Genomic DNA, 17,083 nt, shown 5'->3' on the forward strand with positions numbered 1-17,083 from the left:
GACATATAAGTATTTCTTGAAAGTGGATTTCGGTAATTCTTGGAGATTTTACCTTATATGTTTAAGAGCTCCCGAGATTATCTCTAATAATTTTTTAATAAAAAACTTGACGAATTTTATAATTTGATTGTATATTTAAATGTTAATCTATTTACGAATAGGCTGATTTTTGTTATAATGATTTATAGAAGCTGAGATTAGGGAATTACTCTCTAAGTTTTCAGTTTCTACCGCAAAATCCTTCTTTTTTACTTCAGAGATCGCCCTTCTCTAAATTCTACTTTAAAATGTTGCTTCGAGGCAGCGTTCATTCAAGTTCTTCCTTTCTCTTTTTTTGTGACAACCAAGTTTCCTCTTGAGTAAACTTCTTGAGAGGAATAACTTGGTTGGTTACAGCATAACCTTTTAAGCTCCAAAAGAATATCTTGCCGGAACTCTAAAAAAGATACTCACTTAGGCTTCGGGCGAGATATTTTTTATCTATTAAGTTAAATCTTTAACAGATACACCTCGAAAGGAATGATTTATTTTTGAAAATTGATATTACATTGCCTGAGACTGATCTCAGAGCTCGTGACCATCTTCGGTACATTATCTTCTGTCACAAATTCCACAATATCTCAATAGTCAGCCTTTGCAATAAAGCCGGACTTCATTACCAGCAGTTCAAAAGAGCTATTTGCGGAGAATCCTCGTATAGGTCACAATGTTCGGTAGGCTCCAGACTAGTAGCTCAACTTCCGTGGATGACTTCAGAGACTATGATTAAGGAAAGCTTACAATTACTTGACGACATCGCTGATAAGCTCAAACAATTCGAAAAACTTCAAGGCGGTGAGCTTACATGAGTAATCAAAGCGAGAAAACCCCTAAAACAACTCCTAAAACGAAAAACTTCCAAAAAGTAAAAGAAATCACCAGTAGTAAAACCTTAAGGGATTGGCGAAAGTTAGACACCTCAATCACGTTATCGCCATCTCCACAGGACAATGCCTTACAGTTTCACATGAGTATCCCTATAGAGCTATCTGCATCTCTCAACCTCAAGCAACAAGATTTTCTCCATAATTTATTGGAAACTAAGATGAATATTTCCAAAGCAGCTGAAATGTCGGGAATCTCGGAAAGTTACGGGAGAAAAATCACTCAAATGCCTAATGCGAGAGCTTATCTTTCAGCATTACGCAACCAAAGGTCTGCAATTGAAATCATGAGCTATACTGAGCTCTTATCTGAATTGTCAGCAATCGCACGAGGAAATGAGACCGACGACTTTGTAAATGCGAAGACTGACAAGGTCACAGAAGTTAGGACTCCTTCAAATGTAAGGGTTCAGGCCATGCAAATTTTAGCTAAATGGCACAAGGTACTTTTTGACGGCCCAACGAATCAAAATCTCCATCTCGGGGATAAAACTATTGTTGTCGACATCGAGGGATTAGACGAGGACTTTCAAGAGCCTGAACTGAAAGATATAACTTCAGATTCGAACGTTATCGACATTAAAGAATAAAAACTTTAAAGCATCAATCAGTAAAGAATACAAAAAGAAAAGGATGATCTACATATGACAAACCCTATTAACTTTGAAGCATTCATGAGAACACCAGCGGGAAGAAAACTACAAGCCGAATCTGAAAAATACATAGCGGATCTTAAAGCAGAACGTGACAAGAAGAAGGAGGATCTTAAGGCTAAGGAGTTCATATACGGCGAATTGACTACAGGAGCCTCTCATCTTCGAAACACTCAGCTTTATAGAGTGATTGAAGGTGTTCCATCGGTCGTAGAGACAAACTCTTGGGGACAAATCAATAATATTACTCCGCTGAAAGGATATGAGGATGTAACTCCAGCTCTAGCAGAGGATATTAAAAATGCTGATCCACTTACGTATAGACGCTTACGAGCGAATGACCTCAAAGATATTACTAAATCAGATGAGTACTACCAAACAGAAATTTATTCAGAAAACCGTCCTGTAGAGCTCTTTGATGCTTATATTCAAAGACCTAGCAATGATTCAGAGAGTCCAAGATACTCTCAAGATTGGCTCGACCATTATGACAGCCCTAAAGATTTCGAAAACGGCGAAAGCAAGCAACTCAAACAACTTGGAGAGCTTTACTCTACAGAGAACCTTCGTGTAATTGCTCAAGATATCAGAGATCTTCAAACTGAGATTGAAACTATTGAAAAGGAAATCTACTGATATGACGATCCTCAACAATAAAACTACGAATGATTCCCTCCATGAAGTGAAGTCCCTTGAGGGCTTCGCCTTCATAGTCTCAAATCATGAGCTCCGTAACCTGTCTTCATGGATAAAGCCCTCTGAACATTCCTTCGATGACCTAATCTTCTACGGTAAACTTATTCTAGCTGAGAGGAAATCTCTAAAGAGACAACTCAAAAGGAAATACAAACCTATTAAGGTGCTCGAGGAGTCTGATCGCTTTATCTGGTTTATCTCAGAAGATCTCTTCCGCTCTCCAGTAGCTTTCTCATTAGAGGACAGAAACTTAAGGTTTGAAATCTCGGAGGAAGATCGGGATATCTTAAGAGGTGAAATGACTGATAGACTAGCAAGGCAGTTACTTACGTAGCTGTCTTTTTTGTGTGGAATCATAGAAGGAAAAAGAAATCTTAGAAGTAATTTCCGAAATTGTATTGACCTAATTTCCGAAATCGTATAAAGTATTATTTGTAAGAGGGAAACACACAAATTCCCTTATCGAAATGAGGTGATTTCATGAATGAAACTACTCAGAAGTTTTACGAGCGAATCCAAGAAGAGATGAAATTGAAGGACATCAAGGAAGCTCAAAAAGTTTACAGATTCTATAGTGCTCTTAAAGGGATAACTAGGATAGTAAGCGAGGAAGAGTTACAGAAGCTACTCAAGATGGCTCTTAATGGTGAAGCTTTAATCTCAGAGGATAGGAGGTTTAAAGGATAAAACCTTTTTATCTCTTAAGTAATTTCCGAAATTACAAACCAAATAAAAAGCTCAGTGAGTACCAGTCACCGAGCTGAAAGGAGCGTACAAGATGACATTAAAACCATTTTGGAAAGCTTTTCTTGGCGGATCGGCTCTCTTAGTCATGATGTACACACTTGTGTTTCTATACTCGTATCTTATCACGATGTAAGTTAGACGGTCAAAGATCTCACTCATTAAAAGGCAACTAAGCCGTAAAAACTGAATGGAGGAATTTAAAATGAAATTAGTAGGAATTGATACTTTTAACGGGGCGGATAATCTTAATAAGGTGGACAACCAAGGGAAACTTTATATGTCATTACTTAGCTTGGTAGATAACTTGAAAAAAGAAATCTATGAATTTGAAGCTGCCTACAACGAATTAACTTTTGAGACAGAAGATGAGATTCAAGAAGATGAAATTCAAATGGAGATTATTACTAGTAGGCTATCGGATTTCTATAGAGGTTTAGAGAACTGTAAGGATCAACTGATTAAAATTGCAAAAGGCTTTACTTTGAAGGAAATTCAATATCTTCATGCGAACTATAAGAGCTATCAAAATTAAGGTCTGTTTAGAGTAGCTTCTAAGTAACATATAATCTGGATGAGGGAGAGGAGCGATAAGTCGTCACTCCTCTTTTTCACTAGAGTCCTTAACTTCATTAATCTCTTCAGTCTTTCCTATCTTCCCGTTTAAGATATCATTTCTAGTTATTCTTACAAGAACCTCAGCAAAGGTTTTGCAATCTAGAGTACCAACAGAATTTACAATCATTCAGACACCTCTTTTTTATTACAAGATTCTTCAGCCTTTGAGATTTCTTTATACTTATTAAGGTCAATCTCACCGTTGAATTTTTCCCTACGCATCAACCTCACAAGCCCTTCAGCTAATCGTTGAATGTTTGGTTTTCCAACTTCTGTGATAATCCAGCCGTCCTTATGATATACTTTGCGAGGTTTTTCCAATTTCTCACCTCACCTCCTGGTTTATACTGGGAATTATAACATCGGGGAAAAGGAATGAACTTGAGAAAGTTTTGTGAGAGTTTACTAAGATTATACTTGTGTGTGGTGGGAAGTTTGGGTAGAATGTAAGCAACGAGATACATCGCTAAGAGTAATCGATGTACACAACCTTATTGAACGGAAACAATCATTGTAAGTCAGCTTGAATGCTGATACTACTGCGTTTTAATCTAATGCAAACTGACCGTATAATTCACAATCGACAATCCAAACGCAATCGCATCATGCGGATGTGGATCATCTTTCCGTACAGCGACGAATGCTGGTAAGCCAGAAGAGTGCTAAGTTTTTAGTAAGAATAGAGAAAGACCTTTTTAGCGATGGAATAAAATCGTTAAGGAGGTCTTTTCTTTTGTCGTAAAAAATCAAAAACGTCGCCTTCACAATTTAGAAACCGATTTTAAGATATGTTGCACAATGAATTTTACAATTTAATTTATCTTTGCATAGATGCAAGTATCAATTAGTTGTTTACCGTCAGCTGAAAGATCTTCATTACGTAATGTCCCTTCAAGTTCAAAACCTAGTTTTTCAGGAATCGCACGACTTTTCGTGTTATTACGTTCACATCGTATTTCAATCCTGCTAAATTTGAATAACTGAAATCCAAGGTTTATTAACGCACTTACTACTTCTGTCATATATCCATTTCCACTAAATTGCGTGTTAATCCAGTAGCCAATTTCACATTTAGAAACCTTCCAATTAATTCCGTGAAGGCTAGCAGTTCCAATAAAATTATTCGTCTCCTTATGATAGATAAGATAGCGAAAGCTTTCTCTTTTCAAAAAATCTATATGCGCATTTCTCAGGAGAATTTCCGTTTCTTCAACAGTAGGAATTGACTGGAATAAAAGTAGCCATTGCCTTAATTCACTAATGGAATCTTTAATAGCTTGGTGTACTACATTCCCTTCACCAGCTTGAAGTGGTGCTCGAAGAATAAGTCTGTCTGTTTCTATTTGTAACGGAACATCTAATAAAATAGGATTCATATTATTTCTCCTCTCAAAAGCTAGAAAACAATAAATATATATTCCATTCATCATTTAGAAATCCCTTTTCACATATTGAAAACGAAACCGCTACTTAGAAAGGAGTTAAATGATTCCTTTTTAAGTAGCGGTTTTTCTTTTGTTTTGACATTTTGTATACAAACGTATACACTTTTGATTAACGAAATAAATGTATACATTTGTATACAAAGGGGGATTTGAAATGAGAAAAGATAAGTTCATGAAAGAAGGACACCACCGTGGTGAGCGTCATAAAGGGAGAGACGGATCGCATCATCGCGGACCGAAAACATTTCGCCGCGGGAGAGCGATTGCCTTTTTAGAAATGATGAATTTGAAACGAGCGACAATTAAACAACAGTTAAGTGAGCCGGAATTCCAGTCTATTCAGCAAATTTTAATCGGGGAATTAAAGGCAATTGATATGGTTATTAATGAATTTACACAACTATTTGAAATACATGAGAGTGAAACAGAAGAAGCGCCTACGTTAGATGAGAAGGCAAATCTAGAGCAAGGGACTGCATCTGATGAAACAAATTAATCGTTATATCGATTCAGTGTTTTGTGATCAAGATGCTCTTTTGGATGAAGTGATTGCTTCCATAAAAGAAAACGAAATGCCGCCGATATCGGTATCACCTTCTTCGGGGAAACTTTTAACGATGTTAGTTTCCATTTCTGGAGCGAAAGATGTATTAGAAATAGGTGCATTAGGTGGGTATAGTGGCATTTGTCTTGCGAGAGGTTTTGGAGAAGAAGGTACGTTAACTTCACTTGAACTAGAAGAGAAATACGCAGAGGTAGCGCATCGTAATTTACATAAAGCGGGATTTGGAAAACAAGTGTCGTATATGACTGGTGCTGCTTTACAAAGTCTTGAGAAATTAGTCACAAGTAATAAGCGATTTGATTTCTTCTTTATCGATGCTGATAAGGAGAATTATGAAAATTACTTAACGTACTGTATTGAGCTTGCTAATCCAGGTGCTGTAATTGTTACAGATAATGTTTTAGCTGGTGGTAGTGTAGCTGATGAAAGTGCGAAACAAAAACGTTATACAGAAGTTATGAAGAAGTTTAATGAAGTAGTAGCAACTCATCCAAGTTTAGAGTCCGTACTCATTCCAATTGGTGATGGGATGACGGTTTCTAAAGTGAAGAAATAATTATTATCTTACAAAAGTGTAATGTTCATGTCATGTTTTTGAATTTCTTCTTTAAAGCTTAGGCTTTAAGATAACAATATAAGAAAAACACATGAGGTGAAGGAAATGAAAAGATATATTGCACTTTTTAGTATTTTAGTTGTATTTGCAAGCCTATTAGTTGGTTGTGATTTAAATCGTATGGGTAAAGACGAGTATTACGTTCAAATTACAGTAGATGGAAAAGAGTATAATGGTAAATCTGATAATGGTGAGCCGTATAAAAATTACGAATATAAGTTAACTGGTTTTGATAAAGAAGGTAAAGAGAAAGAATTAGAATTTAATGCACAAAAAAATCTTCGTAAAGAAGCATTCTTACGTGTATATCACTCAGATAAAAAAGGTGTATCAGCTTGGGAAGAAGTAAAGAAAGATGAGCTTCCTGCGAAAGTGAAAGAAAAACTAGTTGTGAAATAAGGCAGATAAAAAGGAATTGACGAACAGGGTCAATTCCTTTTTATATTCTCAAAATCCTCTTCTGAAATGACTGTAAATCCATGTCTTTTGAATAAAGCAGTTGTTACGCCGTAACCAGTTTGTTTATTCCCGTTAAATTCTCCAGTGTAAATCGTAGAACTACCACAAGATGGACTGCGTTCCTTTAAAATAATATATTCTGGATGTAAATCTTTCATTTGTTCTAGAGCTTTATAAGCACCGCTCACGAAAGCTTCTGTAACATCTTCACCGTTTTTTGTCATCACTTGCGCTTTCCCATCTAAAACATCATCGCCATTACCGCCAATAATTTCAGCTGAAGGACGAGGCGTTGGTAATCCTCCTAATACTTCAGGACAAATGAGGACTGTATCTTCTTGTTGCAGTAGCTCCTCTATTTTTGAAACGAGATTGTCATTTCCATCATACCGACAAGCGATACCACCTAAACAAGCGCTTATTACAATCATATTTTCATCTCCACTAAAAAAATATTAAATATCACGCCAATTTCTCTTCCCGCTTCTTACCTATAAATGAGGTGATAAAAATGGGAAGCTTATATAATCTAATGAAACCATACAGTGAATTTCGAAGTAAAGAAGAGTTTAATACATATCAAAAAGAAGTTTTGAAGTGCTATCGATTTGAATTAAATAAAACGGATGTTACCATTATTCATTTTTTAGGAAAGTATGCAGTGAATGAGAAACAGAAAACAGTGGGAGTTGCTTGTCCGTTAATGGAGACGATTGCTACAAATGTTGGAAAGAGTATTCGTACAGTACGCCGCTCAATTGCAAAGTTAGAGGAACTAGGAATTATAAAGCGTGTTGCGACAAAAGAAAGACATAAACGCGGCGGGTATAGTGCGAACTTATATGTATTTCTTATATCTGCAATTGACCGCATGGATGACCGTATGAAAATGTCCGCATGTGAAAGTGAGGGTCGTGCAGCTGGCTGTAGTAAAAATGTGCAAAAAAATGAGGGGGAAACAATTCTTTCTAAAAACATTCCACAAATAAAAGAGAATAGAAAAGAAACGTACGAACTTGATGAGACGTATTGCCGCCACGATATACCGAAGCCTTTTATATACGCACTTGTACCGATGACGCGTAATCCGAAGAAGATTAATATATTTTGGAGTAAGGTGGAACTTGCATATAAAAAGAGCGGGTTACTAGAGCAAGGTGTGTTACTGGAGCAAATATTAGCTGATGAAGAAGTGTATGGAAACTTCATTTGGCGAGTGAAGAGTGTTGTGAGAGCGTATAAATACGGGGAAATTCGTAAAAATGTTAAGGCTCTTTTATACAGTACAGTGCGGGATCTATTTTTAGAGGTTGGACTAGAATGGGGAGCAGCTATGAGAAGAAGTAAGGGGATACCGTTATTTGATCCGTTTAAAAAGGAGCCATGCGTATAACACATGACTCCAAGTGGTTAATCAAACTTTCTTACAACTGGAACACGAATTGCTACAAATAGTACGAAGACGATAACAGCGATTGCACCGCTTTTCATAACGGTTACGATTGGAATCCCTATTGCAAGTGCGATTGATGTGAATGCATAAGAAAGCGGGATAAAGCCCATTGATGAGAGCATAAGTAAACTCATTACGCGTCCCATCATTTCTTCTTTTACTGTCGATTGAATCATCGCCATAAGCGGAACGATAGCCATTGCAATTGTAATACCGTAAAACATGCCAGCTAATAATGCTTGCCACAGTACGGTGCTAAAGTTGATGGATAAGAAGAATACACCAGACAGTAGCATCATGATAATACAAAATAGACCGCGTCTACGATTAATATTTTTTAAACCGACAATGACAGCGCCTATTGCCATTCCGCCACCTACAGACGCTTCTAAGTAACTAAATTGAAGCGAATCACCGTGCAGAACATTTTTAACGAAAAGCGGGAAGCCAACTTGCATCGGACCGATTAAAAATAAGTTTAAAAAGGCGCTACAAAGAAGGAAAGTTGAAAGGAATGGTGATTCCTTTACATATAAAATTCCTTCTTTAATCGAAGTGAACATGCCTTTGTCTGTATTTTGCTGTTCTGGCATCGTAAATTGTATTTTTTGAACGAGTATGGCTGCGACGATTAGTAATAAAATCGTGATCGAAAAGATCGTTTCATAGTTCGTAAATTTGATAAGAATTCCGCCCAGTACAGGGCCTAAGATGACAGATGCTTGGTTTGTCATTTGTGTAAGTGAGTTTGCTTGTGTTAAACGGCTTTTTTCTACAAGTTCAGGCAAGATAGATCCATCAGCTGACCAGAAAAAAGCATCAGCAAGCCCGAAGAATAAAGCGAATAAAGCAAATGTATATAGTGTTACATCACCTACGATGAACCATGTAAGGATGGTTGCGACAAGAATAGCACGAATAATATTAGAATAAAACATAATGTTTTTTTTCGGGAATTTATCAGCTACAGCACCGCCGATAATCATAAAAATAAGCCTTGGAACACTAAGAGCTACGAAAACAACACCGAGTGAAGCCTCAAGGTTTAATGTTTTTGCTATGTACCACGTTTGTGAAAAAGTAAAAAAGGCTAAAGCAAAACTTGAAAAAAGAGTAGCTGCCCAAAGGAAAAGGAAATTCGTATTTTTTAATAACGGTTTCGCATTTTCTTTTAAAGCAGATTTATTTTGTTGTAGTTCCTCCATATTACTTCCTTTCTATGTGAAAAATTTAAACTGAAAAACCTGTTAACAATCACTTTATCCCGCGTTAACGGGCAGTAAAACTCCCACCTCAAAATTTGGCTTGAGCAAAGAAGTTAGGTGGGAGACTAACTGCCCGTAAACGTCCGATTGGTTCAACTAATACTCAGTGGGGATGAACAAAACCCCCACTGAGTATAGTTTCACTTTATACAGTTTCTAATATTTCTATACTGCACTTTCTCATTGTAGACAATAATGTTGGGTTTGCACAGTGGCTATTTAACGACAAAAAAGAAGATACCAAATGGTATCTTCTTTTTTGTCATTCAGGCTAATGCGATATAAATATCTAATTGTACGTTGGTTGGATCTGTTGCTTTTTCATCATAAAGCTCAAAGTCTGTTGTAAAAGCACGTTTGTTTTCTTTTGACCATTGCCAAATATATTCCCAAGCCTCACAAACGACTTCAGCAACTGGTCCTTTTCTCGTTGTAAATACCGCATATGTAGCGGCAGGTATTGTTAAAGTTGTCATATTTTCAGGAACGTCTTCTAATGAAGAAACGGGCATACCGATTGTAAATTGATATGTACCAGTTTCGTCTGATTCGTAATTGGAGTAGAAAGCGAATGTTTCTTGCGTTTGTTGATTTGGGATGTGATGCATCATTTGTTCTTGGAAGTAGCGGTTCCAAAGCCCGGGAATTTTTCCTCCAGTAGATGCCTCTATTTCATTTGTCGTCTTAATTGAAACGCCGATTGCTTGGAAAGCTTCTTTTTTTACGATAATAGGTTCTTTCATTTTAAAATATCCCCCTTAGTAAGTAGAACGTTTGTTCTTGTTTATTGTAACATATTTTGGAAGGATACGGTAGCACAATAATAAAAGAACTCCTTCACGTAAAAGGAGTTCTTTTCATTTCTATATTAAAACATACTTGAGCTGTGCATCGGTTGAAGTTTTGCGTTTGGATCGAAGTAAGCTTTTGCATTGTTTACTGCTGTTGGTGCTTCACCAAAGCCGCAAGCAATGAGTTTTACTTTTCCTTCATATGTACAAATGTCACCAGCAGCGTATATGCCAGGAATATTTGTTTCCATTTTCGAGTTCACGAGAATGCTGTTTTTTTGTATATCTAAGCCCCAGTTTTTGATTGGGCCAAGAGAGGAAACGAAGCCGTAGTTTACGATGACATCATCCACATCGATGATAAGTTTTTCTTCTGTTTTTACATGCTGAAGAACGACTTGTTCAATGTTGTCATCACCAATGAGTTCTACTGGAACGTACGGTGTGCTTACTTCTGCACGAGAATTCATTAAGCTTTCTACGCTATGTTCATGCGCACGGAATTTATCACGGCGATGAACGATTGTAACTTTGTCAGCGATTGGCTCTAACATCATTGTCCAATCAACCGCTGAGTCGCCGCCACCAAATACTACGACGCGCTTACCAGCAAATTTATTCATATCATCAACGAAATAATGTAAGTTTTTCTTTTCGTACTTTGCTGTACCTTCTAATTCTAAGCGGCGTGGTTGGAAAGCACCATTGCCAGCAGTAATAATAACTGATTTAGAATAGTGAGTTTGCTTATTCGTAACAAGTTTAAATATACCGTCAGCTTGTTTCTCAAGCGTATCAACAGCTTCTTCTAAACAAACGGTTGGGTCAAATTTCTTCATTTGCTCTTTTAAGTTATCAACTAATTCTTGTGCACGCACTTTCGGGAATCCAGCTACATCATAAATGTATTTTTCAGGGTAGAGTGCGGATAATTGTCCTCCAAGTTGAGGTAAGCTTTCAATGATTTTTACACTTGCTTGTCTCATGCCGCCATAAAATGCTGTGAACAGCCCTGTTGGACCACCACCAATAATTGTTATGTCGTAAACTTTTTGATTTTCTGCCACTTTCATTCCCCCTATAGATGGAATTTTGATATTGATTTCATATATTGTTCATATGTACACGAAAATCCTGCAAATGATGACACTTTCAAATAAATGATAGCATATTTGAGTTCATAATACTTCTGAAAACGACTGAATTGTGTGTAAGTTTTCGCATAGATGCTTTTTTAATTGTATAAAATATGGTGAAAGGAAAATACATGAAAAAAAGGCTGAAAAACCCTTGAAAACGCTATGTTATTTTAAAATATTGATAATTCTCCAGACGCTTGAATTCTGGAATAAAACCGACTAATATAGGGAAGTATTATGTTAAATTTCTATGACAAAATTCGTACGATTTTTTGACTGCGTTTTGTTATGATATAGAATGTGATAAATTCCACATTCTTGACAAATATAGTTTTTAGTACTTGGTATTATTTTTCATTACTATTATATAAAGAAAAGGGTTGTGATTTGGTGAAGACTCCAAAAATCGTAGTTTTAGGTGCAGGTTATGGCGGGATGATTACGACTGTTCGTCTGCAAAAAGCATTATCTGTAAATGAAGCTGAAATTACGTTAGTAAACAACAACAGCTATCACTACCAAGCGACTTGGTTACATGAGAGCGCAGCTGGTACATTACAAGATGAAAAAATCTGTCTAGATATTCAAGACGTTATTGATACAAATAAAGTGAACTTTGTACAAGACACAGTAGTAGAAATTAAAGCTGCTGAAAAACGCATCATCTTAAAAGACGGCGAGCTAGAGTATGACTACTTAGTAATCGGTCTTGGTTTCGAATCAGAAACATTCGGAATTACAGGATTAAAAGAGCATGCATTCTCAATTGCTAACATTAATGCAACTCGTGAAATTCGTGAGCATATGGAAGCTAGTTTTGCTAAATATGCAACTGAACAACGCGATGAATTAGTAACGATCGTTGTTGGTGGTGCTGGATTTACTGGTATCGAGTACGTAGGTGAGCTTGCAAACCGTGTTCCTGAACTTTGCAAACAGTACAATGTACCACGTGAAAAAGCACGTATTATCTGTGTAGAAGCTGCTCCAACAGCACTTCCAGGTTTCGATCCAGCATTAGTAGAATACGCTGTAAAACAACTTGAGAAAAAAGGCGTAGAATTCCGCATCGGTACAGCAATTAAAGAAGCAACTGAAGAAGGTATTATCGTTGCAAACGGCGATGATACTGAATTAATTAAGTCGGAAACAGTAGTTTGGGCTGCGGGTGTTCGTGGTAACGGTATTGTAGAAGAGTCTGGCTTTGAAGCAATGCGCGGACGTGTAAAAGTTGATGAGTACATGCACGCTCCAGGATACGAAGATGTATTCATGGTTGGTGACGCAGCGTTAATCATTAACGAAGAAATTAATCGTCCATACCCACCAACGGCACAAATCGCAATTCAAGAAGGTTACAACATTGCACACAACTTAACTGTGTTAGTTCGTGGTAAAGGCGAAATGAAAAAATTCGCATTCGACAATAAAGGATCTGTATGTTCTTTAGGTCATGACGATGCAATGGGCGTTGTTATGGGCAAAAAGTTAACAGGTTGGAAAGCTTCTTTCATGAAGAAAGTTATCGATAACCGTTACCTATTCTTATTAGGTGGACCTTTATTAGTTCTTAAAAAAGGTAAATTAAAGTTCTTTTAATATATAGTAGAAAAAGCAGAAACGGCTAAGAGCTGTTTCTGCTTTTTTCATTTTAAAAATATAGTATAATATATAAAAAGAAAGAATATTCTGTCCGTTCTAGTAGAGGAGGGTATTACATCATGGAGAAGCGAGGGAAAGTGTGGTTAGCTGTTAGTGGTTTAGTTGCTACAAAAGATGGCAGGTGGCTGTTCGTTAAGAAAAAATACAGTGGATTAAAGGGGAAATGGTCTTTACCGGCTGGTTTTGTAAATGAAGGTGAGACGGTTGATGAAGCTGTGAAACGTGAAGTGTTAGAAGAGACAGGTATCGTCGCTCATGTGAAGGGGATCATTGGTGTTCGATCGGGCGTGATTCGCAATGAGATTAGTGATAATATGATTATTTTCCTTTTGGAGCCTGAAGGAGAAAACATTATTGTACAGGAGAAGGAATTGTCTGAAGTAGCATTTTTACATCCAGATACGATTGCGGACGATCCAAATACGTCTCTACTTATCAAATATTTGTTTGAAGGAAGGTCAGAACTACATCTTGAGATGAACAAAACATTAGATCCAGGAGAGCAATTTGGTTATACAGCCTATCATGTATTTACGGCGCATGCGAAGGAGAGGGAGAAAGAGTGAGTATACCAGTACTACTTATTTCAATGATGTTATTTTTCATTTTGTTTTTTGGAATTGGATTTTTACTCAACATGATTTTGCGAGCGACGTGGGTAATGGTTATTGTGTATCCAATTATTTGTATGCTTATTATTAATAAAGCGAGTATGTGGGATTATTTTTCAAAGCCGAAAGAAACATTCTCTTCATTTGGGACAAGTGTATCGCATTTAGGGCAGGCAGATGTGTTTATTCTATCTACTGGATTAGTAGGTGCTGCTTTAGCCGGAATTGTCATTAAGAAACTGCGGAAAAGCGGATATCAAATGTTTTAATCTCCAATTCATTTGGGGATTATTTTTTTGCATATTCCTTCATCGTATAGGGAATGATTAACGATGAAGGAGTGTGGAATATAAAAATGTTAAAACGATATTGTATTCGCATTATGATGACTTGTTTACTTGTATCCGCATTATGCGTAACATGGAATGCTTTCACAGGAGTTTCTTTATTAGAGATTGTAAAGAAATATGAGGGAACGAGTGCAAAAGAAGTACATGCAGCAGAAGTTAAGAGAAATGTTGCTCCGAGTAAAGAAGTGATAAATGCTTTAGAGCAGGCAAACGACTGGTCTAAATATCGTTCAATTGAAATGACTGCAACAGGTTATACGTCGGGAATTGAGTCAACTGGTAAGAGACCGGGACATCCGGAGTATGGTATTACATATTCAGGAGTTAAGGTGAAAAGGGATTTATATTCCACAATCGCTGCGGACTTACGCGTATTCCCAATTGGAACGATTCTATTCGTACCAGGTTATGGGTACGGTGTAGTAGCTGATAAGGGCGGTGCAATAAAAGGAAACCGTCTTGATCTGTATTATGATACGGTGAAAGATGTTTATAGCCAATGGGGTAAGAAAAAAGTGAATGTGTATGTAGTGAAAGTTGGAAATGGTAAGTTTTCAGAAGAAGAGTTAACGATGTTAAATCAAGACGAAACGATGCAAGTGTTTCGTGGTCAATATTTAAAACAAAGATAGTCTAGTGGGAATTACGCTAGACTTTTTTATTTTATAAATAGAAGAAATACGGATTATGTAGGATGTAACAGAAGTTAGAATTGTCGCATTTTATCGAAAATAAAGTTATAATAAAGGCAGAGTAGAGAAATTTAGGGGGTCTGAACATGTTTCAAGTACAAAAAGAATTAGCAAGCCATGAAGCGGTAATCGTTGCCTTATTTGAAGAAGAGAAAACGAGTAGTTTTGTACAAGAACTGGACAAAGCTTTTGAAGGACAATTACAAGTTTTATTAGAAGAGAAAGAACTTTCTACTAAGAAGAAAGCTATTTCAAAAGTACATAGTTTAGGAAAAACAAATGTGAAACGTTATTATTTCGTTGGTTTAGGTAAGAAAGAGTCTTACACGACAGAAACGTTGCGTTCTGCTCTTGGTAAGGCGTTTAAAACGTTACAAGCAGCAAAAGTACAAGATGCAGCAATCTTGCTTGATTCTTTCGTAACAGAGAAATTAGATGCGATTGATGTAGCTCATATTGCAGCAGAAGTACAAGGTCTTGGTACATATGAGTTACAAACGTATAAATCAGATAAAAAGGATCGTGTGGAACTAGAGAAGTTCACGGCTATTACAGCGGAAGATGCACAAGAAATTGAAGCTGCATTAACAGTTGGCTACGTACATGGACGTGCAACAAATTCAGCTCGTACACTTGTAAATATGCCGCCAAACGTATTAACAGCAACAAAGCTTGCTGAGTATGCTGTTGAGTTAGCGGAAAAGTATGATATGGATTATAAAGTTCTTGAGAAAGAAGAGATGGAAGAGCTTGGTATGGGTGCGTTACTTGCAGTAAACCAAGGATCTACTGAGCCACCAAAAATGATCGCTCTTATTTATAAAGGAAAAGAAGAGTGGACAGATGTCATTGGATTCGTTGGAAAAGGGATTACATACGATACAGGTGGTTATTCTTTAAAACCACGTGAAGGCATGGTCGGTATGAAAGGTGATATGGGCGGTGCTGCTTCTGTATTAGGTGCGATGGAAATTATCGGTGAACTTCGCCCAGAGCAAAATGTGATCGCTGTTATTCCATCAACTGATAACGTTGTGAGTGGTACAGCATTTAAGCCAGACGATGTAATCACATCTATGAGCGGAAAAACAATTGAAGTATTAAATACAGATGCAGAAGGTCGCCTAGCGTTAGCTGACGGTATTACGTATGCGAAAAAACTAGGTGCAAACTATCTTATTGATGTTGCGACATTAACAGGTGGTGTAATTGTTGCACTTGGAAATCAGACGACAGGCGCAATGACAAACAATGAAGAGTTGTTTGAGCAAGTGCTAGAGGCTTCTATGGAAACAGATGAATCAATTTGGCAATTACCGATTTTTGATCGTGATAAAGAACGCGTTCGAAATAGTAAGTTTGCTGATTTAAATAACTCACCAGGCCGAGAAGGACATGCGGTTATGGCAGGTACATTCTTAGGTGAATTTGCTGAAGATACACCTTGGGTACACTTAGACATCGCTGGAACATCTGAAACGTCAGGAGCGCATGATTTAGGGCCAGCTGGAGCAACGGGTGCAATGGTACGTACACTTGCAACACTTGTTGAACGTTTCGGAGAAGAGTAAGATCCATAAGAGAAGGCTGTTCCAACATTTTGGAACAGCCTTTTTTATTGGTATGATTATTGTCATTTTTTTCGTTAATTCGATATAATTTCATTTCCTATTGTACTGTTCTATAGGAAAAGATGGAACCTATAAAGAAATGGTATATAACGTTCCATTTAAAGCGAATGAAGTGCGACCTGTTTCTTCAGAGACAACTAAAATAAGTGCATCGCTTTTTTCTGATAAGCCAATTGCAGCTCTGTGACGTGTTCCTAGTTCAGGATCAACTTCTGTGCTTTTCGTTAACGGAAGAATATTGGCAGCTGAAACAATATGATTATTTTTAACGAGAACGGCTCCGTCATGAAGAGGGTTACCTGGATAGAAAATGGATTCAAGTAACGGTGAGGTTAAATGAGCATGTAATGTTGTTCCAGTTTGAATAAGAGAGTCAAGTGGCTCGTTTCTTTCCACAACAATAAGAGCCCCGTGTTTTCGGGCGCTTAAATGTTGGACAGTTGCTGTGATAGAATGTGAGCTTTCAGTATAAGGTGATAAATACGCTTGAATATAGTATGTAGCTGCCAATGTTTGTACGTTTGCTAACATATGATGAATATCTTCCATTTTGCACAAAATACATTCATCTTCTTTATCAATTGCTTGTCTCATAATTGATAATTCTTTCTCAGCAATTTCAATCATTTGCTTTGTTTGTATTTTGAGCTCTTCTGACAAGCCCCATTCTTGCATAATCCTCATTCCCTTTAGTGGAGTATTTAACCATAGTGTATACAAATATTCCTAGTAAAATCCTGTTAGATTGTAAAAAATATTGAGATACAGGT

General features: G+C 37.0%; 22 protein-coding genes and 1 pseudogene. 15 read left to right on the forward strand and 8 right to left on the reverse strand.

The annotated features are described in order from the left end of the window. Positions 1-844 precede the first annotated feature (844 nt). From MNO09_RS04950 to MNO09_RS04970, 5 genes are all read left to right on the forward strand, one after another. Positions 845-1,513 carry a terminase small subunit gene (locus MNO09_RS04950; protein ID WP_241950098.1) on the forward strand — a complete coding sequence of 223 codons (669 nt, stop codon included), beginning with the start codon at positions 845-847 and terminating at the stop codon, positions 1,511-1,513. Positions 1,514-1,567: 54 nt separating this feature from the next. Beyond that, positions 1,568-2,212, forward strand: a complete 645-nt coding sequence (locus MNO09_RS04955) for a hypothetical protein (protein WP_000184101.1) — start codon at positions 1,568-1,570, stop codon at positions 2,210-2,212. Between the two features lies 1 nt (position 2,213). Further along, positions 2,214-2,606: a hypothetical protein gene (locus tag MNO09_RS04960; RefSeq protein ID WP_000154005.1), complete on the forward strand. Its 393-nt coding sequence runs from the start codon at positions 2,214-2,216 to the stop codon at positions 2,604-2,606. A gap of 146 nt (positions 2,607-2,752) precedes the next feature. Next, a complete protein-coding gene (locus MNO09_RS04965) occupies positions 2,753-2,959 on the forward strand; it encodes a hypothetical protein (RefSeq protein ID WP_001006389.1) in 207 nt (68 codons plus the stop codon). Positions 2,960-3,221: 262 nt separating this feature from the next. Then, complete coding sequence (locus MNO09_RS04970; RefSeq protein WP_000779756.1) at positions 3,222-3,551, forward strand: hypothetical protein; 330 nt, start codon at positions 3,222-3,224, stop codon at positions 3,549-3,551. A 63-nt stretch (positions 3,552-3,614) separates the two neighbouring features. On the opposite strand, the gene MNO09_RS04975 is transcribed toward MNO09_RS04970, so the two are convergent. Next, a complete protein-coding gene (locus tag MNO09_RS04975) occupies positions 3,615-3,761 on the reverse strand; it encodes a hypothetical protein (RefSeq protein WP_204354050.1) in 147 nt (48 codons plus the stop codon). After that, the gene (locus MNO09_RS04980; RefSeq protein WP_000414674.1) at positions 3,758-3,955 is read right to left on the reverse strand and encodes a hypothetical protein; all 198 of its coding nucleotides are present in this window, start codon (positions 3,953-3,955) and stop codon (positions 3,758-3,760) included. The genes MNO09_RS04975 and MNO09_RS04980 overlap by 4 nt, the downstream gene beginning before the upstream one ends. 252 nt (positions 3,956-4,207) lie before the next feature. Between MNO09_RS04980 and MNO09_RS30985 the strand changes: the two are divergent. Further along, a pseudogene (locus tag MNO09_RS30985) lies at positions 4,208-4,300 on the forward strand (iron-sulfur cluster assembly accessory protein); the annotation flags it as partial. Between the two features lie 146 nt (positions 4,301-4,446). Here the strand turns inward: MNO09_RS30985 and MNO09_RS04990 are convergent. Further along, on the reverse strand, positions 4,447-5,010 hold the full coding sequence (locus tag MNO09_RS04990; protein ID WP_001068207.1) for a GNAT family N-acetyltransferase: 564 nt from the start codon (positions 5,008-5,010) through the stop codon (positions 4,447-4,449). Between the two features lie 223 nt (positions 5,011-5,233). Between MNO09_RS04990 and MNO09_RS04995 the strand changes: the two genes are divergently transcribed. The 3 genes from MNO09_RS04995 to MNO09_RS05005 all read left to right on the forward strand — a co-directional run bounded on the left by MNO09_RS04995 (position 5,234) and on the right by MNO09_RS05005 (position 6,659). Continuing rightward, the gene (locus MNO09_RS04995) at positions 5,234-5,575 is read left to right on the forward strand and encodes a hypothetical protein (protein WP_001224266.1); all 342 of its coding nucleotides are present in this window, start codon (positions 5,234-5,236) and stop codon (positions 5,573-5,575) included. Continuing rightward, complete coding sequence (locus MNO09_RS05000) at positions 5,562-6,200, forward strand: O-methyltransferase (RefSeq protein WP_000809683.1); 639 nt, start codon at positions 5,562-5,564, stop codon at positions 6,198-6,200. The genes MNO09_RS04995 and MNO09_RS05000 overlap by 14 nt, the downstream gene beginning before the upstream one ends. A gap of 105 nt (positions 6,201-6,305) precedes the next feature. Beyond that, complete coding sequence (locus tag MNO09_RS05005) at positions 6,306-6,659, forward strand: YxeA family protein (RefSeq protein WP_000833161.1); 354 nt, start codon at positions 6,306-6,308, stop codon at positions 6,657-6,659. A 29-nt stretch (positions 6,660-6,688) separates the two neighbouring features. On the opposite strand, the gene MNO09_RS05010 is transcribed toward MNO09_RS05005, so the two are convergent. Further along, entirely contained in the window at positions 6,689-7,150 is a 462-nt protein-coding gene (locus tag MNO09_RS05010; protein WP_000635505.1) for a 2-thiouracil desulfurase family protein, read from the reverse strand. 80 nt (positions 7,151-7,230) lie between these two features. On the opposite strand from MNO09_RS05010, the gene MNO09_RS05015 reads away from it, so the two are divergent. Then, complete coding sequence (locus MNO09_RS05015; RefSeq protein WP_000535239.1) at positions 7,231-8,112, forward strand: helix-turn-helix domain-containing protein; 882 nt, start codon at positions 7,231-7,233, stop codon at positions 8,110-8,112. A 17-nt stretch (positions 8,113-8,129) separates the two neighbouring features. On the opposite strand, the gene MNO09_RS05020 is transcribed toward MNO09_RS05015, so the two are convergent. The 3 genes from MNO09_RS05020 to MNO09_RS05030 form a co-directional block, all read right to left on the reverse strand. Continuing rightward, complete coding sequence (locus MNO09_RS05020; RefSeq protein ID WP_000391926.1) at positions 8,130-9,377, reverse strand: MFS transporter; 1,248 nt, start codon at positions 9,375-9,377, stop codon at positions 8,130-8,132. 326 nt (positions 9,378-9,703) lie between these two features. Then, on the reverse strand, positions 9,704-10,180 hold the full coding sequence (locus MNO09_RS05025; RefSeq protein WP_000662565.1) for a GyrI-like domain-containing protein: 477 nt from the start codon (positions 10,178-10,180) through the stop codon (positions 9,704-9,706). A gap of 125 nt (positions 10,181-10,305) precedes the next feature. Further along, complete coding sequence (locus tag MNO09_RS05030) at positions 10,306-11,295, reverse strand: NAD(P)/FAD-dependent oxidoreductase (protein ID WP_000829783.1); 990 nt, start codon at positions 11,293-11,295, stop codon at positions 10,306-10,308. 462 nt (positions 11,296-11,757) lie between these two features. On the opposite strand from MNO09_RS05030, the gene MNO09_RS05035 reads away from it, so the two are divergent. From MNO09_RS05035 to pepA, 5 genes are all read left to right on the forward strand, one after another. Beyond that, entirely contained in the window at positions 11,758-12,966 is a 1,209-nt protein-coding gene (locus MNO09_RS05035) for an NAD(P)/FAD-dependent oxidoreductase (protein WP_000856610.1), read from the forward strand. A gap of 122 nt (positions 12,967-13,088) precedes the next feature. Further along, positions 13,089-13,595, forward strand: a complete 507-nt coding sequence (locus MNO09_RS05040; protein WP_000415323.1) for an NUDIX hydrolase — start codon at positions 13,089-13,091, stop codon at positions 13,593-13,595. Next, a complete protein-coding gene (locus MNO09_RS05045; protein ID WP_000027005.1) occupies positions 13,592-13,909 on the forward strand; it encodes a YuiB family protein in 318 nt (105 codons plus the stop codon). The genes MNO09_RS05040 and MNO09_RS05045 overlap by 4 nt, the downstream gene beginning before the upstream one ends. Positions 13,910-13,995: 86 nt before the next feature. After that, the gene (gene spsC, locus MNO09_RS05050; protein WP_000920109.1) at positions 13,996-14,622 is read left to right on the forward strand and encodes a stationary phase survival protein SpsC; all 627 of its coding nucleotides are present in this window, start codon (positions 13,996-13,998) and stop codon (positions 14,620-14,622) included. Positions 14,623-14,768: 146 nt separating this feature from the next. Next, positions 14,769-16,253, forward strand: coding sequence for a cytosol aminopeptidase (gene pepA / locus MNO09_RS05055; RefSeq protein WP_000487978.1), 1,485 nt, complete (start codon positions 14,769-14,771; stop codon positions 16,251-16,253). Positions 16,254-16,382: 129 nt separating this feature from the next. On the opposite strand, the gene cdaS is transcribed toward pepA, so the two are convergent. Beyond that, positions 16,383-16,988: a sporulation-specific diadenylate cyclase CdaS gene (gene cdaS, locus MNO09_RS05060; RefSeq protein WP_001158734.1), complete on the reverse strand. Its 606-nt coding sequence runs from the start codon at positions 16,986-16,988 to the stop codon at positions 16,383-16,385. Positions 16,989-17,083: the final 95 nt, after the last annotated feature.

Origin of the sequence: Bacillus sp. N5-665, from assembly GCF_022637375.2 — a bacterium.
GTDB classification, from domain to species: domain Bacteria; phylum Bacillota; class Bacilli; order Bacillales; family Bacillaceae_G; genus Bacillus_A; species Bacillus_A wiedmannii.